Consider the following 24,185-nt stretch of genomic DNA (forward strand, 5'->3'; position numbering starts at 1 on the left):
TCTGAACAGTCAGAATCGGGCATTTAGTCCCACCACCCCTTCAAGTCTAACCATACAAGCGGGTTTACCCGCGAAAGGGCCGGCACAGACCACATCAAACATCGGGCAAATGCGGCCAATCATCAGCCACCAGAAACACCCGCTCGGCCTCCTGCCAGGCCCCATCAACATCCGGCTCCAACCGCACCAGCAACTGCGCCGGTGCCTGCCGCTCCAGCACGTGCAGCCACGCCGCAAACTGCTCCACCGCCCAGCACTCATGCGCTTCGACCCGCGCCGGCGCCAGCCAGGCGTGCCGTTGCAGCGGCTGCCACCGCTCGCCTTCAGCCAGCGCCCAGTCCCGCCGCCGCACCCAGCGCCCGCGCAAATGCTGCGGGTTGGCGCCCTGCGGTGGCTGCGCATGCCCAGGCCACGGGTAGAACAGATAGCCGCCCAGCCACACATGCGCCTGTACCTGCGCTACCCCCAGCTGCGCCAGCACCTCGCGGCTGTGCGCCCCCGCCGACATGGGCAACTGGTGCCGCGCCAGGTGCGCCAGTTTGCTTCCCAGTCGGTCATGGCAGCCCGGTCCCAGCCAGGCGGCGGGGTCCTGCCCGGCGTGTTCCGGGCCCAGGTACAGCTTGATGGCCAGTTCCAGGTGGTGCACGCCGTCGCGGTCGCGCAGTACCACGTCGAGCTCGCCCAGGGTGCGCCCGCCGTCGCGAATCGCCAGGTTGGCCGCCAGCAGTTCGATGCCTGGCGCCAGGCCCAGGGCGAATTGCCACAGGCGTTCGTAGTAATGCCCCAGGCGCCGGCTGCCCAGTTGCGCCAGCCAGTCGCGCAACGGGCGGTCATCGTCATCCAGCGCCCGCAGCCAGTTTGCAAGGTGCTGCGGCTGGTCCGCCCACAGGCTGCCCGCCAGCGGGTGGCGCTGGGGGCAGGGCGGGGCGTTGAGCAACGGCGGCGACAGCAGGGCCCAGGCCAGGTCGCGCACGCTGGGGCGGCGTAGCTGCCGGGGCAGGTGGTGGAGCAGGGCGAATGGCATCATCCTGCGAGCATAGCCGGTTTGCCGCTACCCGGTGGTTTCGCCCATAATCGGCGCATCGTCACCCGCCGCAGAGCCTCGCAGGAGCCCCATGGAGCAATTTCGCAATATCGGTATCATCGGCCGCCTTGGCAGCTCGCAGGTGCTCGACACCATTCGCCGACTGAAAAAATTCCTCCTCGAGCGGCACCTGCACGTGATCCTCGAGGACGCCATTGCCGAGGTGCTGCCCGGCCATGGCCTGCAAACCTCCACCCGCAAGCTGCTGGGCGAGGTCTGTGACCTGGTCATCGTGGTCGGCGGCGACGGCAGCCTGCTGGGCGCCGCCCGCGCCCTGGCCCGGCACAACATTCCGGTGCTGGGCATCAACCGTGGCAACCTGGGCTTCCTCACCGACATCCGCCCCGACGAACTGGAAGAGAAGGTCGCCGAAGTGCTCGACGGCCACTACCTGGTGGAAAACCGCTTCCTGCTGCAGGCTGAGGTCCGCCGCCATAACGAAGCCATTGGCCAGGGTGATGCGCTGAACGACGTGGTACTGCACCCGGGCAAGTCCACACGCATGATCGAGTTCGAGATCTACATCGATGGCCAGTTCGTCTGCAGCCAGAAGGCCGACGGCCTGATCGTCGCCACCCCCACCGGCTCCACCGCCTACGCGCTGTCGGCCGGCGGCCCGATCATGCATCCCAAGCTTGACGCCATCGTCATCGTGCCGATGTACCCGCACACCCTGTCGGGTCGGCCGATCGTGGTCGACGGCAACAGCGAGCTGAAGATCGTGGTGTCCAAGGACCTGCAGATCTACCCGCAAGTATCCTGTGACGGCCAGAACCACTTCACCTGCGCCCCCGGCGACACCATCACGGTGAGCAAGAAACCGCAGAAGCTGCGCCTGATCCACCCGCTGGATCACAATTACTACGAGGTCTGCCGCACCAAGCTCGGCTGGGGCAGCCGGCTGGGAAGCAGGGACGACTGATGCTCGATCCGGCGCGAAGTTTCGACATCATCGGTGACGTGCACGGTTGTGCGCTGACCCTTGAACGCCTGCTCGACGCCCTCGGTTACAAGCGTGTGGCCGGCGTGTGGCGGCACCCGCGGCGCCAGGCGCTGTTCCTTGGCGACATCGTCGACCGCGGGCCACGCATTCGCGAGGCGCTGCACATCGTCCACGACATGGTCGAGGCCGGCCAGGCGTTCTGCATCATGGGCAACCACGAGTACAACGCCCTGGGCTGGGTCACCCCGGCGCTGCCCGGCAGCGGCAAGGCTTTTGTGCGCGAACATACGCCGCGCCACGCCCGGCTGATCGACGAGACCCTGACCCAGTTCGCCAACCACCCCGCTGACTGGCACGACTTCGTCAACTGGTTCTACGAATTGCCACTGTTCGTCGACGCCGGGCGCTTCCGCCTGGTGCATGCCTGCTGGGACCCGCGGCTGATCGAGCCGCTGCGCCAGCAGTACCCCGACGGGCGCATCGACGAGCACTTCATCCAGGCCTCGGCGGTGAACAGCAGCTTTGCCGCCACCGTGTGCAACCGCCTGCTGCGCGGCACCGACATGCGCCTGCCGGACGGCCTGACCCTGACCGGCGGTGACGGCCTGACCCGCGCCTTCTTCCGCACCAAGTTCTGGGAAGAAGACCCGCAAACCTACGGCGACATCGTGTTCCAGCCCGACGCCCTGCCTGCGGAAGTGGCCAGCACCCCGCTCAGTCACAGCCAGAAGAACGCCTTGCTGCGCTATGCCGAAGACGAGCCCATGCTGTTCGTCGGCCATTACTGGCGCAGCGGCCGCCCGGCGCCGATCCGCGCCAACCTGGCCTGCCTGGACTACAGCGCCGTGCTCTACGGCAAGCTGGCTGCCTACCGGCTGGATGATGAAACCCGCATCGACCCGCACAAGTTCGTCTGGGTCGACGTTGACCGCCCACAGGCCAACCAATGAACGTTATCGAAGTGATGCGCCTGCCGCTGTCGGTCGACCTCAGCGGCTTCGTCCAGTTGCTGCAGCGCCTGCAGGTGCCGCACCGGGTCAGCGAGGAAGGCGAGGTACAAGTCCTCTGGGCCCCCGATACCCTGGCCGCAGACGTCCGCGAACTTTACCACCGCTACCCCGACGGCAACGCCGATCTCGAACTTGCACAGGACCCTGTGGGAGCGGGTTTACCCGCGAATAGCCCCACACAACCCTCCCTGGCAGAGCAGGCCAAAGCCTGCAAAGTCACCACTATCACCCTGCTGCTGTGCTTCATCGTCGCCGGCCTCACCGGCCTGGGCGACAACTTCACCACCATCAGCTGGTTCACCTTCCTCGACTTCCGGGTCCAGGGCGCCTACCTGTACTTCAGCCCGCTGGCGCAAAGCCTGGACGAAGGCCAGTGGTGGCGCCTGGTATCGCCCATGCTGCTGCACTTCGGCGTGCTGCATCTGGCCATGAACAGCCTGTGGTACTGGGAACTGGGCAAACGCATCGAACTGCGCCAGGGCCCGTGGGCGCTGCTGGGCCTGACCCTGCTGTTCAGCCTGGTGTCCAACCTGGCCCAGCACTACACCAGCGGGCCGAGCCTGTTCGGTGGCCTGTCCGGCGTGCTGTACGGCCTGCTCGGGCATATCTGGCTGTACCAGTGGCTGGCGCCCGATCGTTACTTCAACCTGCCCAAGGGCGTGCTGGTGATGATGCTGATCTGGCTGGTGGTGTGCCTGACCGGTGTGATCGACACCCTGGGCCTTGGCCAGATCGCCAACGCCGCCCACGTCGGCGGGCTGCTCATCGGATGCCTGACCGGGCTCTTGGGTGGGGCGCTGGCCCGGCGTAAACTGTCGGCTTGAATCAGGAGACACTATGTCCACTTTCGCGCAAATGATCGAAAACATCACCCCGGAAATCTACCAGAGCCTGAAGCTGGCCGTGGAAATCGGCAAATGGTCGGATGGCCGCAAGCTCACCGCCGAGCAGAAAGAGCTGTCGCTGCAGGCGGTCATCGCCTGGGAAATGAAAAACCTGCCCGAAGACCAGCGTACCGGCTACATGGGCCCGCAGGAATGCGCATCGAAGTCCGCGCCGATCGCCAACATTCTGTTCAAATCGGACTCGGTACATTGATCGAACTCGCTCGTGGCTCGTTGAGCAAGATGGCGGTCAGCCTGCAGGCACCGGTGGTGCAGTACAGCTTCCGCCTGGATGACACGCAGGTGCCGGTCAACCCGCTGATCGGCCAGCGCCTGCGCCTGGAATACCTTGGCGCCATCCACTGCAGCCATTGTGGCAAGCGCACCAAGACCAGCTTCAGCCAGGGTTACTGCTACCCGTGCATGACCCGGCTGGCCCAGTGCGACGTGTGCATCATGGCCCCGGAAAAGTGCCACTACGACGCCGGCACCTGCCGCGAGCCGTCCTGGGGCGAACAGTTCTGCATGACCGACCACGTGGTCTACCTGGCCAATTCCTCGGGGATCAAGGTCGGTATCACTCGCGCCACCCAGCTGCCCACCCGCTGGCTCGACCAGGGCGCCAGCCAGGCCCTGCCGATCATGCGCGTGGCAACTCGCCAGCAATCCGGCCTGGTCGAGGACTTGCTGCGCAGCCAGGTGCCGGACCGCACCAACTGGCGCACCCTGCTCAAGGGCGACGCCGAGGAACTCGACCTGGTTGCCATTCGTGAACAGGTCTTCGACGCCTGCACTGATGGCCTGCGCGAACTGCAGGGCCGCTTTGGTCTGCAGGCGATCCAGCCGCTGCGCGACGCCGAAGTGGTACAGATGAAATATCCGGTCGAGGCCTACCCGAAAAAGATCGTCAGCTTCAACCTCGACAAGGACCCGGTAGTGGAAGGCACGCTGCTGGGCATCAAGGGCCAGTACCTGATCTTCGACACCGGTGTGATCAATATTCGCAAGTACACGGCCTACCAGCTGGCCGTGCTCCAGTAAAAGGACCTCTACATGCGTACCGAACAACCGCAAGTGATCTACCTCAAGGATTACCAGGCGCCCGAGTACCTGATCGACGAGACGCACCTGACCTTCGAGCTGTTCGAGGACCACACCCTGGTTCACGCGCAACTGGTCATGCGCCGCAACCCGGCACGCGGGGCCGGCCTGCCGCCACTGGAACTCGATGGCCAGCAGCTGGAACTGCTGCGCGCCTCGCTGGATGACCAGGAACTGCAGCCGGGTGACTACCAGCTCGACGCCGACAGCCTGACCGTGCAGCCCAAGGCCGAACGCTTCACCCTCGACACCAGCGTGAAGATCCACCCCGAGAGCAACACTGCACTGGAAGGCCTGTACAAGTCGGGCAAGATGTTCTGCACCCAGTGCGAGGCCGAAGGTTTCCGCAAGATCACCTACTACCTCGATCGCCCGGACGTGATGAGCACCTTCACCACCACGGTCATCGCCGAGCAGCATCGCTACCCGGTATTGCTGTCGAATGGCAACCCGATCGGCAGCGGGCCGGCCGAAGATGGCCGCCACTGGGCGACCTGGGAAGACCCGTTCATGAAGCCGGCCTACCTGTTCGCCCTGGTGGCCGGTGACCTGTGGTGCGTCGAAGACAGTTTCACCCGCCAGTCCGGCCGTGACGTGACCCTGCGTATCTACGTCGAGCCCGAGAACATCGACAAGTGCGACCACGCCATGGTCAGCCTGAAGAAGTCCATGCGCTGGGACGAAGAAGTCTATGGTCGTGAGTACGACCTGGACATCTTCATGATCGTCGCGGTCAACGACTTCAACATGGGCGCCATGGAAAACAAGGGCCTGAACATCTTCAACTCCAGCTGTGTGCTGGCCCGTGCCGAAACGGCCACCGATGCCGCCCACCAGCGCGTCGAAGGCGTGGTCGCCCATGAGTACTTCCACAACTGGTCGGGCAACCGTGTGACCTGCCGTGACTGGTTCCAGCTGTCGCTGAAAGAAGGCTTCACGGTGTTCCGCGACGCCGAGTTCAGTGCCGACATGAACTCGCGCACGGTCAAGCGCATCGAGGATGTGGCTTACCTGCGTACTCACCAGTTTGCCGAAGACGCTGGCCCCATGGCCCACCCGGTACGCCCGGACAGCTTTATCGAGATCTCCAACTTCTACACCCTGACCGTGTACGAGAAGGGCGCCGAGGTGGTGCGTATGGTTCGTACCTTGCTGGGTGCCGAGGGCTTCCGCAAGGGCAGTGACCTGTACTTCGAACGCCACGATGGCCAGGCGGTGACCACCGACGATTTCATCAAGGCCATGGAAGATGCCAACGGCGTCGACTTCACCCAGTTCAAGCGCTGGTACAACCAGGCCGGCACCCCGCGCCTGGAAGTCAGCGAGGTCTATGACGCGGCCGCACAGACTTACAGCCTGACCTTCCGCCAGAGCTGCCCGCAGACCCCGGACAAGGCCGAGAAGCTGCCGTTCGTGATCCCGGTGGAGCTGGGCCTGCTGGACGCCGCAGGCAACGACCTGGCGCTGCAACTGGCCGGTGAAGCTACGGCGCAGGGCACTAGCCGCGTGCTGTCGGTGACCGAGGCCGAGCAAACCTTCATCTTCCAGGGCATCCAGGCCAAGCCGCTACCGTCGCTGCTGCGTGGCTTCAGCGCACCGGTCAAGCTGAGCTTCCCCTACGACCGCGACCAGCTGATGTTCCTGATGCAGCACGACAGCGACGGCTTCAACCGCTGGGAAGCGGGGCAACAGCTGTCGGTGCAGGTACTGCAGGAGCTGATCGGCCAGCATCAGCGTGGCGAAGAGCTGAAACTCGACCAGCGCTTGATCGCCGCCCTGGGCACTGTGCTCGGCAACGAGTCGCTGGACCCGGCCATGGTTGCCGAAATGCTCTCGCTGCCGGGTGAGGCCTACCTCACCGAGATCAGCCAGGTGGCCGACGTGGACGCCATCCACGCCGCCCGCGAGTTCGCCCGCCAGCAGATCGCCGAGCAGCTGTTCGACGCCCTGTGGGCGCGCTACCAGGCCAACCGCGAAGTGTCGCGCAGCACCGCCTACGTGGCCTCGGCGGAGCACTTCGCCCGCCGCAGCCTGCAGAACATCGCCCTGTCGTACCTGATGCTGAGCGGCAGGCCGCAGGTGCTGCAGGCGACCCTGGAGCAGTTCGAGCACTGCGATAACATGACCGAGCGCCTGACTGCGCTGGCGGTGCTGGTCAACTCGCCGTTCGAGGCCGAGCGGGCCAAGGCGCTGGAAGCCTTTGCCGAGCACTTCAAGGACAACCCGCTGGTCATGGACCAGTGGTTCAGCGTGCAGGCGGCCAGCGCGCTGCCAGGCGGGCTGGCGCGGGTCAAGGCGCTGATGCAGCACCCGGCGTTCACCCTGAAGAACCCGAACAAGGTCCGTGCGCTGATTGGCGCCTTTGCCGGGCAGAACCTGGTCAACTTCCATGCGGCGGATGGCTCGGGCTATCGCTTCCTGGCGGACCTGGTGATCGAGCTGAATGCGCTGAACCCGCAGATTGCTTCGCGTCAACTGGCACCGCTGACCCGCTGGCGCAAGTATGACGCTGCGCGTCAGGCGCTGATGAAGGGCGAGCTGGAGCGGATTCTGGCGTCCGGCGAGTTGTCCAGTGATGTGTATGAGGTTGTGAGCAAGAGCCTGGCTTGAGCCCGTTAGAAACTGGGGCTGCTGTGCAGCCCATCGCCGGCAAGCCAGCTCCCACAGGTATTCCACTGCCGTCAAGGCCTGTACAGTACCTGTGGGAGCTGGCTTGCCGGCGATGGGTCGCACAGCGGCCCCAGCTTCATAAGGCCGACAACAAAACATAACACCCCGCCCGTTGTATTCCCGCAAACATCCCCGCTACGATCCCCTCAAGCTATTGCAGGCTTCTAGCTCAGGCTTTTCGCGGTACCTGCAGTGCATTGACCCGTCAAATAAGAACACCAAAGGGGACAGTCATGAGGGAACAGAGCAGGCGCCTCGCCTGGCCATTGGCAGCCGCAGCGGTACTGGCGCTGACACTTGGCATGTGGGCTGACAGCGTGCAAGCCGCTGCCGCCGACGAATATTCCACCGAATCGGCCAAGGCCAGCCAAAGCCTGCTGATCGACGCCACTCATGCCGGCAAGCGCCTGGTGGTGGCGGGCGATCGCGGTCATATCCTGTTCTCCGACGACCAAGGCAGCACCTGGACCCAGGCCCGGGTGCCCACCCGGCAACTGCTCACCGCGGTGTTCTTCCTCGACGACAAGCGCGGCTGGGCCGTCGGCCATGATGCGCAGGTTCTTGCCAGCAGCGATGGTGGTGCCACCTGGAGCAAGCAGTTCGAAGACCTGTCCCGTGAAGCCCCCTTGCTCGATGTCGCCTTCCTCGATGGCCAGCACGGCTTTGCCGTAGGTGCCTACGGCGCCTTGCTGGAAACCACTGACGGCGGCCAGCACTGGCAGGACGTGGCCGAGCGCCTGGACAACCCCGACCAGTTGCACCTGAACGGTATCGCCCAGGTGCGTGACGCCGGCCTGTTCATCGTCGGCGAGCAGGGCGGCATGTTCCGCTCCGCCGACAACGGCCAGACCTGGGCCAAGGTCGAGGGGCCCTACCAGGGCTCGCTGTTCGGCGTAATCGGCACTGCCCGGCCGCACACCCTGCTGGCCTACGGCCTGCGCGGCAACCTGTTCCGTTCCACCGACTTCGGTGACAGCTGGCAGCCGATCGAACTCAAGGCCGCACGCGGCACCCTCGAATTTGGCCTGGCAGGCGCTACGCTTGTCGAAGATGGCAGCCTGGTGCTGGTCGGCAATGGCGGCAGCGTGCTGCGCAGTACCGATGATGGCCAGACCTTCAGTGTCTACAACCGCGCCGACCGCATTGCCCTGGCCGGCGTCAGCGGCCTGGCCAATGGCGGCCTGCTGCTGGTAGGGCAGGGTGGCGTGCACCTGGCTGACCCGCAGGGTGCTGACCAGGAGGTGCGTCCATGACCAGCAGGGAGAGCATCACCATGCATCCGCATCACCAGGACAAGGCCACGCTGCTTGAGCGCCTGATCTTCAACAACCGCCCCGTGGTCATCGCCCTGTGCGTACTGGTCAGCATCTTCCTGTTCTGGCAGGCCACGCAGATCCGCCCGTCCACCAGCTTCGAGAAAATGATCCCGCTGCAGCACCCGTTCATCGAGCAGATGATGGCGCACCGCAGCGACCTGGCCAACCTCGGCAACACCGTGCGCATCTCGGTGGAGGCGGTCAATGGCGACATCTTCGACAAGGACTACATGGAGACCCTGCGCCAGATCCATGACGAAGTGTTCTACATCCCCGGCGTCGACCGTGCCGGGCTGAAGTCGTTGTGGAGCCCCAGCGTGCGCTGGAGCGAGGTCACCGAAGAAGGTTTCTCTGGTGGCGAGGTGATCCCCAACAGCTACAACGGCTCGCAGGACAGCCTCGACACCCTGCGCGACAACGTGCTCAAGTCAGGCCAGGTGGGGCGCCTGGTAGGCAACAACTTCAAGTCCAGCATCGTCGACGTGCCGCTGTTGGAGAGCTACCCCGACCCGCAGGACCCGGGCCGGCAGGTGAAGCTGGACTACCAGCAGTTCTCGCACCAGCTGGAAGAAAAGATCCGTGACAAATTCCAGGCGCAGAACCCCAACGTGAAGGTTCACATCGTTGGCTTCGCCAAGAAGGTCGGCGACCTGATCGATGGCCTGGTGATGGTGGTGATGTTCTTCGGTGTCGCCCTGGCGATCACCTGGGTGCTGTTGTACTGGTTCACCTGGTGCATCCGCAGCACTATTGCCGTGCTCATCACCACCCTGGTGGCGGTGGTCTGGCAGCTGGGCCTGATGCATGCGGTGGGCTTTGGTCTGGACCCGTACTCGATGCTGGTGCCGTTCCTGATCTTCGCCATCGGCATTTCCCACGGGGTGCAGAAGATCAACGGCATCGCCTTGCAGTCGAGTGATGCCGACAACGCGCTTATCGCGGCACGGCGCACGTTCCGCCAGTTGTTCCTGCCGGGGATGATCGCCATCCTCGCCGATGCCGTGGGCTTCATCACCCTGCTGATCATCGACATCGGGGTGATCCGTGAACTGGCCATCGGCGCCTCCATCGGGGTGGCGGTGATCGTGTTCACCAACCTTATCCTGCTGCCGGTAGCCATCTCCTACGTCGGCATCAGCAAGAAGGCCGTCGAGCGCAGCAAGCAGGACGCCACCCGCGAGCACCCGTTCTGGCGCCTGCTGTCGAACTTCGCCAGTGCCAAGGTGGCCCCGGTGTCGGTGGCTCTGGCGCTGGTCGCCTTCACCGGTGGCCTGTGGTACAGCCAGAACCTGAAGATCGGCGACCTCGACCAGGGCGCGCCGGAGCTGCGCCCCGACTCGCGCTACAACCAGGACAACAACTTCATCATCAGCAACTATTCGACCAGTTCCGACGTGCTGGTGATCATGGTCAAGACTCCACCGGAAAGCTGCTCGATCCACTCGACCATGGCGCCGATCGACGAGCTGATGTGGACCATGCAGAACACCCCGGGCGTGCAGTCGGCGATTTCCCTTGTGACCGTGTCCAAGCAGGTGATCAAGGGCATGAACGAGGGCAGCCTGAAATGGGAAACCCTGTCGCGCAACCCGGACATCCTCAACAACTCCATCGCCCGCGCCGACGGCCTGTACAACGGCGACTGCTCGCTGGCGCCGGTGCTGGTGTTCCTCAACGACCACAAGGCCGAAACCCTGGAACGGGTCACTGCCGCGGCCAAGGCGTTTGCCGACAGCCACAACAAGGAAGGCCTGCAGTTCCTGCTGGCGGCGGGCAACGCCGGGATTGAGGCGGCGACCAACGAGGTGATCAAGTCGGCCGAGCTGACCATCCTGATCCTGGTGTACATCTGCGTGGCGGTGATGTGCCTGATTACCTTCCGCTCGTTCGCTGCCACCCTGTGCATTGTCCTGCCGCTGGTGCTGACCTCGGTGCTGGGCAACGCGCTGATGGCCTATATGGGCATCGGGGTCAAGGTGGCGACCTTGCCGGTGGTGGCGCTGGGTGTGGGCATTGGCGTGGACTATGGCATCTACATCTACAGCCGGCTGGAAAGCTTCCTGCGCGCCGGGTTGCCGTTGCAGGAGGCTTATTACCAGACCCTGCGCTCGACCGGCAAGGCGGTGCTGTTCACCGGGTTGTGCCTGGCCATTGGCGTGTGCACCTGGATCTTCTCGGCGATCAAGTTCCAGGCGGACATGGGGCTGATGCTGACCTTCATGCTGCTGTGGAACATGTTCGGTGCTTTGTGGCTGCTGCCGGCGCTGGCGCGGTTCCTGATCAAGCCGGAGAAGATGGTGGGCAAGGAAGGGGGCTCCATTTTCGCCCATTGAATCGCAGGGGGCCGCTGTGCGGCCCATCGCCGGCAAGCCAGCTCCCACAGGTACAGCGCAAGCCTCAGAATTTGTGTGGCCTCTGTGGGAGCTGGCTTGCCGGCGATGGGCTGCAAAGCAGCCCCGGGGCTATAATGCCAACTCATTTCAGATTGGTACCCCCATGTCCCCCCTCGCCACCGCCCTGCAGTCCTGCGACATGCTCCTGATCGACGGCCTGCACGCCTTCGACTTCAGCTCCAGCGAATCCGGTCTTACTATCGAATGCATGGACGGCCGCCAGCTCCGGCGCTGGTCCTTCACCCCCGAGCAAGTTAATGCTGCCATCGCCGTAAGTGATGAGTGGCAACTCGACGATGCCAACGGCGAGCATCGACTAGTCTGTATGAGTGCCTTTCGTGCCCCGGATGAAGAAGAAGATGAACCGGATCTGGACGAGCCTGCTGACCGCTAGCCTGATGAGCGTGACTCTCCACGGCCACGCCGCCACCTTGCTGGTGGGCAGTTACACCGATGGCGCCAGCCAGGGCATATATCGCTATCAGTTCGACGAAAAGACCGGCCATATCGACCCTGCACCGCAGCAAGTGGTGAAGAGTGTCAGCCCTTCGTGGCTGGTATTGTCGGCCGATCAACGCCAGCTGTTTGCGGTCAATGAAGCGCCGGGCGGCCAGGTCAGCAGTTTCAGCGTCAGTGCCAAAGGCGAGATCAAGCCTCTCAACCAGGTGGCCAGCTTAGGCGACGAGCCGACCCACGCCAGCCTCAGCCGTGACCAGCGCTACCTGTTCGTGGCCAACTACGCGGTCAAGCCCGACCCCGGCGGCAGCCTGGTGGTGGTTCCGGTGGCCAGGGACGGCAAGCTCAAGCCGGTGGTGCAACAGGCCCGGCACAACGCGAGCGGGGTCAACCCCGAGCGCCAGGCCAGTGCCCATGTGCATTCACTGGTGCTGTCACCGGACGGTCGGCACCTGTATGCCAGCGACCTGGGGGCTGACAAGGTATTCATCTACCGCTACGACGGTGCCAGTGCCGACCACCCGCTGACGCCGGCGATCCCCGCGTCGGTGGATTTGCCGCCGGGTAGCGGGCCACGCCACCTGCTGTTCGACGCCAAGGGCCGGCACGCCTACCTGACCCTGGAGATGAACGCCGAAGTGGTGATGTTCGATGTGCAGGAGGGCAACCTGGTCGAACGCCAGCGCCTGCCGCTGACCGAGCGCCAGGAAGCTGCGGCGAAAGCGGCAGGTGGCTTGCACCTGTCGGCAGACGGGCGCTTCCTGTATGTGAGCAACCGCGGCACGGCCAACGAGATCGTGGCGTTCAGCGTGGGCAAGCAGGACGGCCAGCTGACGTTCCTGCAGCGCCGTTCGGTGGAGGGGGATCATCCCCGCGAGTTCGCCCTCGACCCGAGCGATAACTTCCTGCTGCTGGCCAACCAGAAGAGCAACCAGATCGTGGTGATACGCCGCGATCCGCGTAGCGGCAAGCTGTTGGAGACGGTGCAGAGGCTGAAGCAAAATGCACCGTCGGACCTGAAGTTCATCGAGTGATATCGATCGGCGTGATAAACGATACTGCCGCAATGAATTTTTGCCGGCGGCTTCGGCGGCGTAAGTTTGACCCAAGGCCCAAACGGGCCAACGTCAAACCACCGCCGTCGAGGTCAGCCCAGATGAACTTCAATCTCTTCCCGGTCATTGCTGCATCGGCCATTTCCGCTTCGGTCGTATTGCCGACGCACGCCCATGCCGACAGCAGCGGCAAGGCGTCCGCTACCCACAGCTACACCGAGCAGTACCTGCGCCAGAGTGCCAACTTCCATGCGGCATTGAGTGTTAAACACAACCACTGAATCCTGTACTGGCCCTATCGCCGGCAAGCCAGCTCCCACAGGTGCGGCGCTGGACCTGAGGCCTGCTCAACCCCTGTGGGAGCTGGCCGATAGGGCCAGTACAGGAAACAGGGTTCATTTGGCCATTACGGCCTTGAACAGGTCCGAAGCCAGCCACCCCTCCAGCCAGCTCCGCACCCGCGGATAAGCCGCCTCGGCGAACCACTGCGGTTCGACCCCGGCAAACTGGCGCATCAGGGGCAGCAACGCGGCGTCGGCAATGCTCGGGTGCGTGGCCAGCAAGCAGGGCCTGCCTGCCAGCAGGCCTTCGAGCTCCGCTAGCCACGCCTCGGCCTGCTGGCGGTAATGCTCGCGGGTATTCTCAGGATAGCGCTCGGCATACTTGTACAGGTTCACCTGCGCCTTGAACGTGTTGTCGTTGCGCGTAATCAGTGTTTCAGCCTGCTGCGCCGCCACAGGGTCAGCCTGTAGCCGCCAGTCCTGCGGGTCGTTTTGCGCCAGCGCCCAGCGCATGATGTCCAGGCTTTCTTCGAGTACCCCGGCACCGGTATCCAGTACCGGTACCGTGCCCTTGGGCGACAAGGCCAGCAGTTCTGCCGGTTTGTTCTTCATCGCCACCTCGCGAATCTCCACTTCGCAGCCTGCATAGCGCAGGGCCAGGCGCGCGCGCATGGCCCACGGGCAGCGGCGGAACGAGTAGAGGATCACCCGCACACCTCCACGTCACTCAGGCCGTTGCCTTGGCGGCGCACCTGGATCTGCACCGGGATGCGTTCGTGCATTTCCTGCACGTGGGAAATCACCGCTACCTTGCGGCCCTGGGCCTGCAAGCCGTCGAGGGCATCCATGGCCAGTTGCAGCGACTCGGGGTCGAGGCTGCCGAAGCCTTCGTCGATGAACAGCGATTCGATGCGCAGCGTGCTGGAGGCCATCGACGCCAGGCCCAGGGCCAGGGCCAGCGACACCAGGAAGGTTTCCCCGCCTGACAGCGAGTGCACCGAACGCAGTTCGTCGCCCATCTCAGTGTCCAGCACCAGCAGGCCGAGGGCACTGCCGCCGCGCTTGAGGCGGTAGCGGCGGGCCAGTTGGCGCAGCTGGGCGTTGGCGTGGTGTAGCAGCAGGTCGAGGTTGTAGCCCTGGGCGATCTTGCGGAACACATCGCCCGAAGCCGAACCGATCAGGGCGTTCAGGCGAGCCCAGCGTTGCCACTGCTGATGGGCCTGCTCGATTTCCGCGGCCAGCGCCTGGTGCGCCTGTTGGCGACGCTGGTCATCGGCCTGCTGTGCACGCAGTTCGGCGCATTGCTGCTCGTGGCTGGCCAGGCGTTCGCGCAGTTCGGTCAGGGCCTGTTCCAACGCGTCGGCCGAGGTGTCTACGGTCATTTGCGCAGCATGTTGCTGCAGGCGTTGTTCACGTTCCTGCAGCAGCACGCGGCCCTGTTCGATGGCTTTTTCGGCGTTTAGCAGGCGCTGGCGCAGTTCATTGACCTGCGCGTCATCCATGCCCAGCAGGCGATCCAGGCCGGCGTCGTCCAGCTCCGGGTGCTCACCGCGCCACTGGGCGATCTGGCCCTGCAACTGCTGGCGCTCGGTGTCCAGCGCCTGCTGCTGTTGGGTGTTGGCCTTGAGTTCGCTGGCCAGTTGCACGCCTTGGGTGCGCAGGTCCTGCAAGCGCTGGGCAGTATCGGCGTCGAGGGCGCGGGCCTGCTCCAGCGCGGCGTCCATGTGCTGTTGCCAGGCTTCGGCGCTGGCGTGCTCGCCAAGCAGTTCGCCGAGCGAGGCCTGGGCTTGTTGGCGCTGCTCGTCGAGGACGGCACGTTTCTGCTGCAGCTGCTGCAGGGTCTGCACGCGCGCCTGTTGCTGGTCGCGTAGTTTGTCCAACTGGGCCTGGCGGGCTTGCTGTTCGTCCTGTTCGTCCTTGCGCTGCTCCAGTTGCTGCAAGCGCTGGGCGATCTGCTGGTCCAGGGCGAGGAAAGCATTGGCCGGGTCGTCGTTCAAGGCCTTGAGAGCCTCTTCGGGCAATACGCCGGCCAGGTCGTCAAGGCCTTGCTGCAACTGCTGCTCGTCGCTGGCCAGGGCCTGGTGCTGTTGCTCCAGGTGGCGCTGGGCCTGCTGTTGCGCCTGCTGGGCGGCCTGCAGTTGCTGGTTGAGACGGGCTGCATCTCTTTGCAGGGCGAGCAGGGCGCTCTGGCGTTTCTCGTCCAGGCCGATTTCGTCGTCCAGGCGCTGCAGCTGGCTGTCGAGCCAGGCACTGCGGGCCTTGTCGTCCTGCGGGGCGAGGGCAGGCCACAGGCTGTGCGCCTGCACCTGGGCCACCAGCGGTTGCAGCTGTTCGCCCAGTTGCTGCTGTTGCTGCTGGTAGTCCTTGAGCTGGGCATTGACCACACCCAGCTGGGTGCGCAGCTCCACCAGCGTGCTGTTGAGGGTTTCGACCTGCTTCTGCGCGGCGTCTTCCTCGGCCTGGTCATGGCGACCCAGGCTTTGCAGCAGCGCTTCAGGCTGGTGGAACGGGTGCTCGGCGCTGCCGCATACCGGACAGGGTTCGCCGTCGCGCAATTGGCCGCGCAACTCTTCGACGCTGGTATTACGTGCCAGGCGCTGGCGTTCCAGCAACTGGCGGGTGAGGTTGAGCGCTTGCTCGGCGGCTTCCAGCTCGGCCTTGGCGGCGGTGCCTTCGGTAATCAGCTGCTGGCGTTGCTGCATGGCCTGCTGTTGCCGCTGGCGCACGGCCTCCAGCTGCTGGCGCAGTTCCAGTTCACGGCCATGCAGGCGGGACAGTTCTTCCACGGCGCGCTGCTGCTTGCGGTTGTCCTGCAGCATGCCACCCAGCAGGTCGATCTGCTCTGCCAGGGCCTGGGGTTCGGCCTTGGCTTCGCGGAACAGCAATTCGAAGGCATCGCGCTCGGCCTGCAAGTGCGCATTGGCCTGGCTGGCCTGGGCTTGCAGGCCCGGCAGTTCTTCACGGCCCTTGGCCAGGCGGGCACCGATCAGCATCACCTGCTTCAGTTGCGGCAGGTACGCGTGCCAGGCATTGGCCAGGCCCGCCAGGTGCTGGCTGTCGGCAAGCGCGGCGTCGATCTGCGCCAGTTGCTGCAGGCTGCGCTGCTGGTTGTCTTCCAGCTGCTGCAGGTGCTGCTGGCCTTCGGCGACCTGTTGCTCGGCCTGTTGGCTGGCGCTGCGCTGCGCTGCCAGCTCCTGGTCCAGGCGGGCCAGGTTGTCCTGGGCGGCAAAGGCCTGGCGCAGACGAGGGGCGTTTTCGCTGTGTCGGGCCTGGCTATCGGCAAGCGCCTGACGCGCGGCGTGCAGCGCCTGTTCGAGCTCACTGGTGCGCACCAGCAGTTCGGCTTGCTGCTGCTGTTGCTCGGCGATCTTCGCAGCCACCGGTGCCAGTTGCGCGGTCAGTGTCTGTTGGCGGTGGAACTGGTGGCGTTGCGGAGCCAGGCGCTCCAGGCGCACGAGGTCCAGACGCTGGTCAGCCAGTTGTTGCCAGTCCTGTTCGGCGGCCTGCAGCGCGGTGCCGGCTTCGGCGTGCTGGGCCTGCAGCTGGCGCTGCTCGTTCAGCCAGTTGCGTTGCTGTTCCAGCTGGCGCTCGCCGGCCTGGTCGGCCTTGAACTGCTGCTGCGCCTGCTCCAGGCGCCGGTCGAGCTCGGCACGGGCTTCGGCGGCCATCGGCAGAAGGTGGCTGGCACGCTCCTTCAGGGCATTGTGGGCCTCGCCAGCTTCGCGGGCCTTGCTGAAGGCGCGCTGGCCAAGGCGGGTGTAGATGGCGGTATTGGTGAGCTTTTCCAGTAGCTCGCTGCGCTCTTTGTCGTCGGCCTTGAGGAAGGCGCCGAACTCGCTCTGGGCCAGCATCACCGCGCGGGTGAATTGTTCGAAGTTCAGGCCCAGGCGGGCTTCGACCAGTTGTTTGTATTCGTTCTTGCCGCTACCCAGGACCTGCTCGCTGTCCAGGTCGTAGAAGCTCTGGCGGCTGTGCTGCAGCTTGCCGTTGGCCTTGTCGCGGGCGCGGTTGGCTTCCCAGCGGGCGCGGTAGCGGCGGCCATCGATGCCGACGAAATCGACTTCGGCAAAGCCGCTGCCGGTGCCGCGGCGCAGCAGGTTGCGTGGGTCGGAGGTGGGGATTTCACCGTCGGCGTCCGGCACCTTGGCTTCGCGGCCAATGTCGTTCAGCCGTGGCACGGTGCCGAACAGTGCCAGGCACAGGGCATCGAGCAAGGTGCTCTTGCCGGCACCGGTGGGCCCGGTGATGGCGAACAGGCCGGCGCTGGCCAGCGGCTCGGCGGTGAAGTCGATGTCGACCGGGCCGGCCAGGGATGCCAGATTCTTCAGGCGGATGGCGAGAATCTTCATGGCTGTTCCTCTTCCTGCTGCACGTCCTGCAACAGCAGGGCGAAGTCGGCCAGCGCCTGTTCGTCGGCAGGGTTGCCATAGGCCTGCTCCCAGGCGCGGCTGAACAGGTCTTGCGGGGTCATCTGGGCCAGTTCGACAAAGGCCAGGTCATCGTCTTCGGCGTTGTTGCGGCCAGCGTATTCGGCGCTGATGCGGATCAGGCGCACGGCCTTGCCTTCCAGTGCGGTTTCGATCTGCTGGCGCAGGTCGGGTTGCGGCTCGTCCAGTATCACTCGCACTTCCAGCCAGGGCTGGCGGTTGGGGTCTTCGAGCAGGTCGATCACTGGCAGCTCGGTCAGTTGCTGCAGCAGTTCGCCCAATGGGGCCGGGCCGACCCGTTGCAGGGCCACGGCGCGCGGTACCGGGCGCGGTTCGACGCTGACCAGACCGGTGCCGTCCAGCTCCACTTCCAGCACCTGGTGCGGGTAGTTGATTTCGGCGAACGACAGCGGGATCGGCGAGCCGCTGTAGCGGATGCGCTCTTCGCGGTTGACCTTCTGCGGCTTGTGCAGGTGGCCCAGGGCGACGTAGCTGATGGCCTTGTCGAACAGCTTGGCCGGCAGCGCCTCGGCGTTGCCGATGATCAGGCTGCGCTCGGAGTCCTCCGACACCGCGCCACCGGCCATGTGCGCGTGGCTGATGGCGATCAGCGCCTGGTCCTTCTTGCGTTTTTTCTGCGCGGCGGCGATCAGTTGCTGGTGCACCTGGGTGATGCCTTGCAGGTAGTCGTCGCCCAGTTGCGGGCCGGTCACCTCGGCCGGGCGCAGGAACGGCAGCGCCAGGCACCAGGCGGCGACCTTGCCACGGCCGTTGGTCAGCGGAATCAACAGGCGCTCGGCGTCCAGCTGGCCCTCGTCCAGCCAGTGCACACGGCCCAGGGCATGGGTGCGCAGGCGGCGCATGAGCGCGGCGGGCAGCTCGATGCGCGAGCCGGAGTCGTGGTTGCCGGCGATCATCACGATGTCCAGCTTGGGCTGTTGCTCGTGGGCCTGGACGATGAAGTCGTAGAGGCGCTCCTGGGCTTTGACCGGCGGGTTGACCGTGTCGAAGATATCGCCGGCGATCAGCAGCGCATCCGGCTGGCGCAGGCGCAGCTGGCCGAGCAGCCAGTCGAGGAAGCAGGCGTGTTCGAAGTCGCGTTCCTGGCCGTGCAGGCTTTGGCCCAGGTGCCAGTCGGAGGTATGAAACAGACGCATGGATGACCTGTTGGTGTCGAGTCGAGCAAGCGAGGGCTTGGCTTGGGTGATAGGCGTTGCGCAAGGGCGGTATGGTAACCCAAGCATGGGGCCGCTGTGCGGCCCGATCGCCGGCAAGCCAGCTCTCATAGAACTGCACATAACTCGTTGAATTAGCAGGGCCCCTGTGGGAGCGGCTTTAGCCGCGAACACCGGCGCAGCCGGTGCCATGCACCGCGTTGGATTCTTCGCGGCTAAAGCCGCTCCCACAGGATGCACGGACCGCTTGCGAATTCAGTTCTCTATGCGACAGCGCAGCCCAAAGGGCTGGGGCCATCTGCCACAGGATCTGCGCTGCCCTTGAACTTTGTGCAATTCCTGTGGGAGCTGGCTTGCCGGCGATGAGGCCGGTCGATGCTCATGTCTTACGGCGCTGGGTGGTGGTGGTTGGCACCGGCTGCGCCGGGGTTCGCGGGCATGCCCGCGAAGAGGCCCGAACGGGCAGCCGATTACTTGGGATAGAGCGGCGGCAAGCTGCCATTCTCCCCAGTTGGCAACAACACCTGCTCAGCCGGCGGAATGGTGCCGATCGCCCGCCACAAATCCTCTCCCTGCCAATACTGCCCACTCTCGCTGTACAACGCCCCGTTCAACCCATCCAGCGCATCCGACAGCGGCACGAAGCGCGCCGCCATCTCGGCCAGGGTTTCCGGCTGCTGCCGAGCCCAGGCGTCCAGCGCCTGGCGGGTCGCCTGCGGATCGTTGGCCTGGCACGCGCGCTTGAGATCATCCAGCAAGGTCCGCGGGCTTGGCCCGGCCTGCGCGGCGCGCAGCACCGCTGGTTGCGAGCGGGCGCGCCACCACAGGGCGAAGCCGAGCACGGTGGTGAGGGCAAACACCAGGGTGGCCAGCTGCCACGGCCACAGCAGGTTGCTGACACTGCTGTTGTCGCCCACCGGGGTGTCGGCACTCAGCGCCGGGTTGTCCTGCGCGTTCAGCGTGCGCGCTGGCAGGCTGCTGTGCTCCAGGTGGTCTTCGCGAGTGTTCCACCAGGCCACTTCCAGCACCGGCAGGGCCAGCGCGCCGCTGTGGGTCGGCACCAGGGCTTCGCGCTCTTCGCGGTTGGCGATCATGCCACGCTCGCCAATTTCGTTGCGCAGTAGCGGCTGATCGGGGTAGCGGCGCAGGCCGGTGATTTCGGTGGCAGGCAGCGGCGGCAGCTGGGTGCTGGACAAGCCTTCGGCACGCAAGGTGATGTTACGGGTCAGCGAGTCGCCAATCTGCACCTGCTGGTTGCCAGGGTCGGGGTTCCAGTGTTCTTCCAGGGTCAGGCTGCGCGCCGGTAGCCACGGCACGCCAGCGGGCCAGGCCGGCGGAATCGGCCGTACGGCCAGGCGCAATGGCAGTGAGCCGACCTGCACCTGGTGGCCAGCCCGGGCCGCGCCGTTGGCTTGTGGGGCTTGGTCCGGGCTGGCGGCGGCGGTGGCGGTGAAGGTCAGCGGCGGGATGTCGAGGGTGCCGCTTTGCTGGGGATACACGGCATAGCGGGTTTCGATCACGCCATGGCGGACGCCGTTGATTTCCTTTTCATAGGTGCGCGATTCACCCAGCGGTTCGACCTTGGCGTTTTCCAGTTGCAGCGGGCTGAGGCTGCTGTCGTCGTACAGTGCCACCGAGTGGTAGATGCGCAGGGTCAGCACGGCCTGGGCCTGGACGTAGACCTCGTTGCTGTCGAGCGTGGCTTCGATGAACACCTGCGAGGCACTGTCCTGGCGGCTGGCGTCGGCCTGCAGCACCTGCAGCTCGATGGCCTGGCTGTGCGACTGGCCCAGTTGCAGCTCGGGGATGCGCAGGCTGCCGCTGCGCCGTGGCAGCAGGGTGATGATCCAGCGGGTGCTGGCGCGGGTTTCGCCGTCGAGGCTGTGCAGGCTGTTCAGCTGGCGCGTGCCGCGCACTTCGAAGTCACCCTCCAGGGCGCGCAGGTCGGGCTTGCCGAACTGGGTGACGTCCTGGCTTTCCAGGGTCAGCTCCAGGCTTTCGCCGGCCTCCAGGCGGGTGCGGTCAACGCTGGCCTGCAGCAGCGGTTCGGCGTGGGCCAGCACAGCCCACAGCAGGGTGAGGAGCAAGACGCCGAAGCGACTCATCGTGGGTTTTCCTGATGCAATTGCTGTTCATACCAGAATTTGCGCCGCAGCAGCTCCGCCGGGTTGTCGGGGATCTCCCGCAGCCATTGTTCCAGGGCCTGGCGCTGTTCGGCATCGAGGCTGGTCGATACCGGGCGCTGCGGCGGCTGGATGACGCTGTCATCCGCGCCGGCCTGGTTGCCGGCTGCTACCTGGCTGTTGCTGCTGCCTTCGCCGGGCTGTTCGGCGCTGGCTTGTTCGTCGTTGCCGGGCGTGCCCTGGGCCGGGCTGCTGGCCGAGCTGCTGTTGCCTTCGGTTTCGCTGCCGGGCGTGCCTTGGGCATCGTTGCCGGGCGGTTGTTCCTCGGCCTTGGCCTCGCGCTGTTGCAGCAGTTGCTGCACCAGCGCCTGGTTGTCCAGCGCCGCCTGCAGGTCGGGCTGGCGTTCCAGGGCTTGTTCGTAGGCGTCGAGGGCGGCTTCCAGTTCACCGCTGCGGGCCAGGGCATTGCCTCGATTGTAGTGGGCGGCGGCCGTGTCGCCTTGGGAAAAGGCTTCGGCGGCAGCGGTATAGTCGCCCGCCTGGTACAGGGCCATGCCGCGCCATTGTGGGTCCTGGAACTGGTGCGCGGCGCTGGCTGGGCGGTTTTGCTCCAGCAGACGCTGGCCTTGCTGGTCGGGACGCAACCACAGGTCGTTGAACTCGAAGGCCAGGCTAGGCTGGGGCAGGGCCAGCAGCAGCGGCAGGCAGAACAGCCAGCCGCGTCGGCCGGCACAGGCGGCCAGCAGCAACAGCGGCAGCAGCAGCCAGTGACCCTGGTCGGCCCAGCTGTCCAGTTGCAGGGTCTGGCCGTCATTGCGCCCGGCGCGCGGGTTGTCGAACAGGCCCAGGCCACGCAGGTCGAGGTCGTCGATACGGGCATGCCGGTAGCGCCCGCCGGTGCCGCTGATGAAGCCCTTGAGGCTGGCGCTGTCCAGGCGCGGCAACAGAATGCCGCCCTGGTCGTCCTTGAGGTATTCGCCGTTGGCCTGGCGCACCGGTGCGCCTTCGCGGCTGCCGATGCCCAGCATCAGCAGGCTCGGGCCCTGGCGGCCGAGGGCCTGGGCGATGCCTTGACGCTCCGGGGCGCTGAGCGAAGAGCCGATCAGCAGCAGGCGGCCCTGGCCCAGGCCGCTCTGGGCCAGCAGGGCCAGGCCTTTTTGCACGGCCAGGTCAGCGCGTTGGCCAGGTTTGGGCATGATCGACGGGTCGATCGCCTCGAGCAGGTTGCGGCTGGTGGCCAGGTCATCGGACAGCGGCACCAGGGTGTGCGCGGAGCCGGCATAGACCACCAGCGCGGTCTGGCTGTCGCGGCGCTGTTCCAGCAGATCGAGGATTTTGCGCCGCGCCTGTTCCAGGCGGTTGGGCGGGCTGTCTTCGGCGAGCATCCGAGGGGTCAGTTCGAGCAGGATCACCAGCGGGTCGGCCGGGCGCTGGCGGCTTTCTTCCACGCGCTGCCAACTGGGCCCGAGCAGGGCCAGGATCACCAGCACCCAGGCCAGGCCCAGCGCCACCCACGGCAGCTTGCTGGTGCTGCCGCTGCCACCGCCTAGCAGTACGCCATGGAACGCCGGCGGCAGAATCAACTGCCAGCGCCCGGCGCGCTTGCGCCGGTGCCACAGTTTGTACAGCAGCCAGCCGAGCAGGGGCACGGCCAGCAGCCATAGCGGGCGCAACCATTCGGGCCACAGTTCGATCATCGCCGCCTCCTCAGGCGCAGGCGTTTCAGGCGCTGGCGCCATTCCGGGTGCGGTTGCAGGAAGCGCGGCCTGCGCAGCAGGCGCTGCAGCAGGTTGTCGGGCCATTGCACGGCCACCACCAGCAGCACGCTCAGCAGCAGGGCCAGGGCCAGGGGCCAGGCATACAGGGCTTTGGCCGTGCGCGCCTGGGTCGGCTGCTGGGCCACGGGTTCGAGCTGGTCGAGGGTGTCGCCGATGGCGTTCAGTTCGGCACCGTCATGGGCGCGGAAGTAGGTACCGTGGGTGATGTCGGCAATTTCCTTGAGCGAGGCTTCGTCCAGGTCCAGGCTCGGGTTCAGGCCGAGCAGGCCAGGGGTACCACTGGCCTCGGGGTTGGCGCCGATGCCGATGGTGTAGATACGCACGCCTTCCTGGGCGGCCAGGCGGGCGGCGGTCAGCGGGTGGATCTGCCCGCCGTTGTTGGCGCCGTCGGTGATCAGCACCAGCACCCGGCTTTGTGCCGGGCGCTGGCGCAGGCGCTTGACCGCCAGGCCAATAGCGTCGCCGATGGCGGTATTCTTGCCAGCGATGCCGATCTGCGCTTCGTCGAGGAAGGTGCGCACGGTGCGCCGGTCGAAGGTGAGTGGGGCCTGCAGGTAGGCCTGGCTGCCGAACAGGATCAGGCCCACGCGGTCGCCTTCGCGGTCCTGCAGGAAGTCGCCGAGCAGCGCCTTGACCAGATCGAGGCGGCTGATGTCTTCGTTCTGCCACTGCATGTCGGGGAAGTCCATCGACCCGGACACATCCACCGCCACCAGCAGGTCGCGGCCGCTGGCAGCCACTGGCACCGGGTCGCCCAGCCATTGCGGGCGGGCGGCGGCGCACAGCAGCAACAGCCAGATGATGACAAAGGGCGCCTGCTGGCGCCAGGTCGGCAGGTTGAGCCGCGCGCGGCGCCCGGCCAGGCCTTCCAGTTCGTTGAGGAAGCCCACCTTGAGCACCGGTTCGCCGCTGTCGGCGGCCGGCAGTACCAGGCGCGCCAGCCACGGCAACGGCAACAGGGCGAAGACCCACGGCCAGGCCAGTTCAAACATGCTTGCGGATCCAGGTTTCGACGGCCTGGCTGAGCCCGGCGATGGCCTTGTCATCGAGCTTGCACTCGGGTTTGTAGGCGCCTTCGACCAGCACCATCCAGCGGGTCAGACCGGCGGCCGGGCAGCGGTTGTCGAGAAACGCCAGCCACTGGCGGCCGTTGAGGGTATGGCTGTTGGCGCCCGGGTAGTGGCTGCGGCACAAGCGCTTGAGCAGGGCGTTGATCTGCTGCAGCCAGGCCCCGGCCGGGGCGCCATCATAGGGGCGCGGCAGGCGGGCCAGTTCGGCCAGCGCTTCCACGCGTACCGGGTCCAATGGTTGTTCGGCACGCACGATGCGGCGTTTGCCCGGGCGCCAGCGGCGCACCCGCCATAGGCCCCAGGCCAGCAGCGGCAGCACGGCCAGCAGCAGCCACCAGCCGGGCGCCGGTGGCCACAGGCCGATCGGCGCGGGGGCGATCAACGGCTGCAGTTGGTCAAGCGGGTTCATCGGCCGCTGC

The 24,185-nt window shown here is 65.7% G+C and carries 19 protein-coding genes; 11 read left to right on the forward strand and 8 right to left on the reverse strand.

From position 1 onward, the window contains the following. Positions 1-94: 94 nt before the first annotated feature. Positions 95-1,027, reverse strand: a complete 933-nt coding sequence (locus FQ664_RS10290) for a DUF1853 family protein (RefSeq protein ID WP_144171823.1) — start codon at positions 1,025-1,027, stop codon at positions 95-97. A gap of 88 nt (positions 1,028-1,115) precedes the next feature. On the opposite strand from FQ664_RS10290, the gene FQ664_RS10295 reads away from it, so the two are divergent. The 11 genes from FQ664_RS10295 to FQ664_RS10345 all read left to right on the forward strand — a co-directional run bounded on the left by FQ664_RS10295 (position 1,116) and on the right by FQ664_RS10345 (position 13,193). Then, a complete protein-coding gene (locus FQ664_RS10295; RefSeq protein ID WP_144171824.1) occupies positions 1,116-2,006 on the forward strand; it encodes an NAD(+) kinase in 891 nt (296 codons plus the stop codon). Next, positions 2,006-2,977: a metallophosphoesterase gene (locus FQ664_RS10300; RefSeq protein ID WP_144171825.1), complete on the forward strand. Its 972-nt coding sequence runs from the start codon at positions 2,006-2,008 to the stop codon at positions 2,975-2,977. Before FQ664_RS10295 ends, FQ664_RS10300 begins: the two co-directional genes overlap by 1 nt. Next, on the forward strand, positions 2,974-3,861 hold the full coding sequence (locus tag FQ664_RS10305) for a rhomboid family intramembrane serine protease (protein WP_144171826.1): 888 nt from the start codon (positions 2,974-2,976) through the stop codon (positions 3,859-3,861). The genes FQ664_RS10300 and FQ664_RS10305 overlap by 4 nt, the downstream gene beginning before the upstream one ends. 13 nt (positions 3,862-3,874) lie before the next feature. Further along, positions 3,875-4,135, forward strand: a complete 261-nt coding sequence (locus tag FQ664_RS10310; protein ID WP_003247224.1) for a YeaC family protein — start codon at positions 3,875-3,877, stop codon at positions 4,133-4,135. Next, entirely contained in the window at positions 4,132-4,962 is an 831-nt protein-coding gene (locus FQ664_RS10315; protein ID WP_144171827.1) for a DUF2797 domain-containing protein, read from the forward strand. Before FQ664_RS10310 ends, FQ664_RS10315 begins: the two co-directional genes overlap by 4 nt. A gap of 12 nt (positions 4,963-4,974) precedes the next feature. Further along, positions 4,975-7,632: an aminopeptidase N gene (gene pepN, locus FQ664_RS10320; RefSeq protein WP_144171828.1), complete on the forward strand. Its 2,658-nt coding sequence runs from the start codon at positions 4,975-4,977 to the stop codon at positions 7,630-7,632. 293 nt (positions 7,633-7,925) lie between these two features. Continuing rightward, positions 7,926-8,945, forward strand: a complete 1,020-nt coding sequence (locus FQ664_RS10325) for a WD40/YVTN/BNR-like repeat-containing protein (RefSeq protein ID WP_144171829.1) — start codon at positions 7,926-7,928, stop codon at positions 8,943-8,945. A gap of 20 nt (positions 8,946-8,965) precedes the next feature. Beyond that, positions 8,966-11,341, forward strand: a complete 2,376-nt coding sequence (locus FQ664_RS10330) for an efflux RND transporter permease subunit (RefSeq protein ID WP_144171994.1) — start codon at positions 8,966-8,968, stop codon at positions 11,339-11,341. Between the two features lie 163 nt (positions 11,342-11,504). Next, entirely contained in the window at positions 11,505-11,795 is a 291-nt protein-coding gene (locus FQ664_RS10335; protein WP_144171830.1) for a DUF5629 family protein, read from the forward strand. Next, the gene (locus FQ664_RS10340) at positions 11,761-12,891 is read left to right on the forward strand and encodes a lactonase family protein (RefSeq protein ID WP_256675915.1); all 1,131 of its coding nucleotides are present in this window, start codon (positions 11,761-11,763) and stop codon (positions 12,889-12,891) included. The genes FQ664_RS10335 and FQ664_RS10340 overlap by 35 nt, the downstream gene beginning before the upstream one ends. Before the next feature lie 122 nt (positions 12,892-13,013). Further along, positions 13,014-13,193: a hypothetical protein gene (locus tag FQ664_RS10345; RefSeq protein WP_144171832.1), complete on the forward strand. Its 180-nt coding sequence runs from the start codon at positions 13,014-13,016 to the stop codon at positions 13,191-13,193. Positions 13,194-13,307: 114 nt separating this feature from the next. On the opposite strand, the gene FQ664_RS10350 is transcribed toward FQ664_RS10345, so the two are convergent. From FQ664_RS10350 to FQ664_RS10380, 7 genes are all read right to left on the reverse strand, one after another. Continuing rightward, entirely contained in the window at positions 13,308-13,901 is a 594-nt protein-coding gene (locus FQ664_RS10350) for a glutathione S-transferase (RefSeq protein WP_144171833.1), read from the reverse strand. Continuing rightward, positions 13,898-17,542, reverse strand: coding sequence for an AAA family ATPase (locus FQ664_RS10355; protein WP_144171834.1), 3,645 nt, complete (start codon positions 17,540-17,542; stop codon positions 13,898-13,900). The genes FQ664_RS10350 and FQ664_RS10355 overlap by 4 nt, the downstream gene beginning before the upstream one ends. Next, positions 17,539-18,777, reverse strand: coding sequence for an exonuclease SbcCD subunit D C-terminal domain-containing protein (locus FQ664_RS10360; protein ID WP_144171835.1), 1,239 nt, complete (start codon positions 18,775-18,777; stop codon positions 17,539-17,541). Before FQ664_RS10360 ends, FQ664_RS10355 begins: the two co-directional genes overlap by 4 nt. A 488-nt stretch (positions 18,778-19,265) precedes the next feature. After that, the gene (locus FQ664_RS10365) at positions 19,266-20,900 is read right to left on the reverse strand and encodes a BatD family protein (protein WP_144171836.1); all 1,635 of its coding nucleotides are present in this window, start codon (positions 20,898-20,900) and stop codon (positions 19,266-19,268) included. Beyond that, entirely contained in the window at positions 20,897-22,615 is a 1,719-nt protein-coding gene (locus tag FQ664_RS10370) for a vWA domain-containing protein (protein ID WP_144171837.1), read from the reverse strand. Before FQ664_RS10370 ends, FQ664_RS10365 begins: the two co-directional genes overlap by 4 nt. Next, complete coding sequence (locus FQ664_RS10375; protein WP_144171838.1) at positions 22,612-23,688, reverse strand: vWA domain-containing protein; 1,077 nt, start codon at positions 23,686-23,688, stop codon at positions 22,612-22,614. Before FQ664_RS10375 ends, FQ664_RS10370 begins: the two co-directional genes overlap by 4 nt. Beyond that, positions 23,681-24,175, reverse strand: coding sequence for a DUF4381 domain-containing protein (locus FQ664_RS10380; protein WP_085625249.1), 495 nt, complete (start codon positions 24,173-24,175; stop codon positions 23,681-23,683). Before FQ664_RS10380 ends, FQ664_RS10375 begins: the two co-directional genes overlap by 8 nt. Between the last annotated feature and the right edge of the window lie 10 nt (positions 24,176-24,185).

Origin of the sequence: Pseudomonas persica, assembly GCF_900291015.1 — a bacterium.
Lineage (GTDB): Bacteria > Pseudomonadota > Gammaproteobacteria > Pseudomonadales > Pseudomonadaceae > Aquipseudomonas.

What these genes read in the sequence shown, in the direction of transcription:
- FQ664_RS10300 (WP_144171825.1), top strand. Translation starts at nt 2,006, where the DNA reads ATGCTCGATCCGGCGCGAAGTTTCGACATCATCGGTGACGTGCACGGT.
- FQ664_RS10355 (WP_144171834.1), bottom strand. Translation starts at nt 17,542, where the DNA reads ATGAAGATTCTCGCCATCCGCCTGAAGAATCTGGCATCCCTGGCCGGC.
- FQ664_RS10360 (WP_144171835.1), bottom strand. Translation starts at nt 18,777, where the DNA reads ATGCGTCTGTTTCATACCTCCGACTGGCACCTGGGCCAAAGCCTGCAC.
- FQ664_RS10340 (WP_256675915.1), top strand. Translation starts at nt 11,761, where the DNA reads ATGAACCGGATCTGGACGAGCCTGCTGACCGCTAGCCTGATGAGCGTG.
- pepN (WP_144171828.1), top strand. Translation starts at nt 4,975, where the DNA reads ATGCGTACCGAACAACCGCAAGTGATCTACCTCAAGGATTACCAGGCG.
- FQ664_RS10290 (WP_144171823.1), bottom strand. Translation starts at nt 1,027, where the DNA reads ATGATGCCATTCGCCCTGCTCCACCACCTGCCCCGGCAGCTACGCCGC.
- FQ664_RS10345 (WP_144171832.1), top strand. Translation starts at nt 13,014, where the DNA reads ATGAACTTCAATCTCTTCCCGGTCATTGCTGCATCGGCCATTTCCGCT.
- FQ664_RS10310 (WP_003247224.1), top strand. Translation starts at nt 3,875, where the DNA reads ATGTCCACTTTCGCGCAAATGATCGAAAACATCACCCCGGAAATCTAC.
- FQ664_RS10305 (WP_144171826.1), top strand. Translation starts at nt 2,974, where the DNA reads ATGAACGTTATCGAAGTGATGCGCCTGCCGCTGTCGGTCGACCTCAGC.
- FQ664_RS10370 (WP_144171837.1), bottom strand. Translation starts at nt 22,615, where the DNA reads ATGATCGAACTGTGGCCCGAATGGTTGCGCCCGCTATGGCTGCTGGCC.
- FQ664_RS10335 (WP_144171830.1), top strand. Translation starts at nt 11,505, where the DNA reads ATGTCCCCCCTCGCCACCGCCCTGCAGTCCTGCGACATGCTCCTGATC.
- FQ664_RS10375 (WP_144171838.1), bottom strand. Translation starts at nt 23,688, where the DNA reads ATGTTTGAACTGGCCTGGCCGTGGGTCTTCGCCCTGTTGCCGTTGCCG.
- FQ664_RS10295 (WP_144171824.1), top strand. Translation starts at nt 1,116, where the DNA reads ATGGAGCAATTTCGCAATATCGGTATCATCGGCCGCCTTGGCAGCTCG.
- FQ664_RS10330 (WP_144171994.1), top strand. Translation starts at nt 8,966, where the DNA reads ATGCATCCGCATCACCAGGACAAGGCCACGCTGCTTGAGCGCCTGATC.
- FQ664_RS10365 (WP_144171836.1), bottom strand. Translation starts at nt 20,900, where the DNA reads ATGAGTCGCTTCGGCGTCTTGCTCCTCACCCTGCTGTGGGCTGTGCTG.
- FQ664_RS10380 (WP_085625249.1), bottom strand. Translation starts at nt 24,175, where the DNA reads ATGAACCCGCTTGACCAACTGCAGCCGTTGATCGCCCCCGCGCCGATC.
- FQ664_RS10325 (WP_144171829.1), top strand. Translation starts at nt 7,926, where the DNA reads ATGAGGGAACAGAGCAGGCGCCTCGCCTGGCCATTGGCAGCCGCAGCG.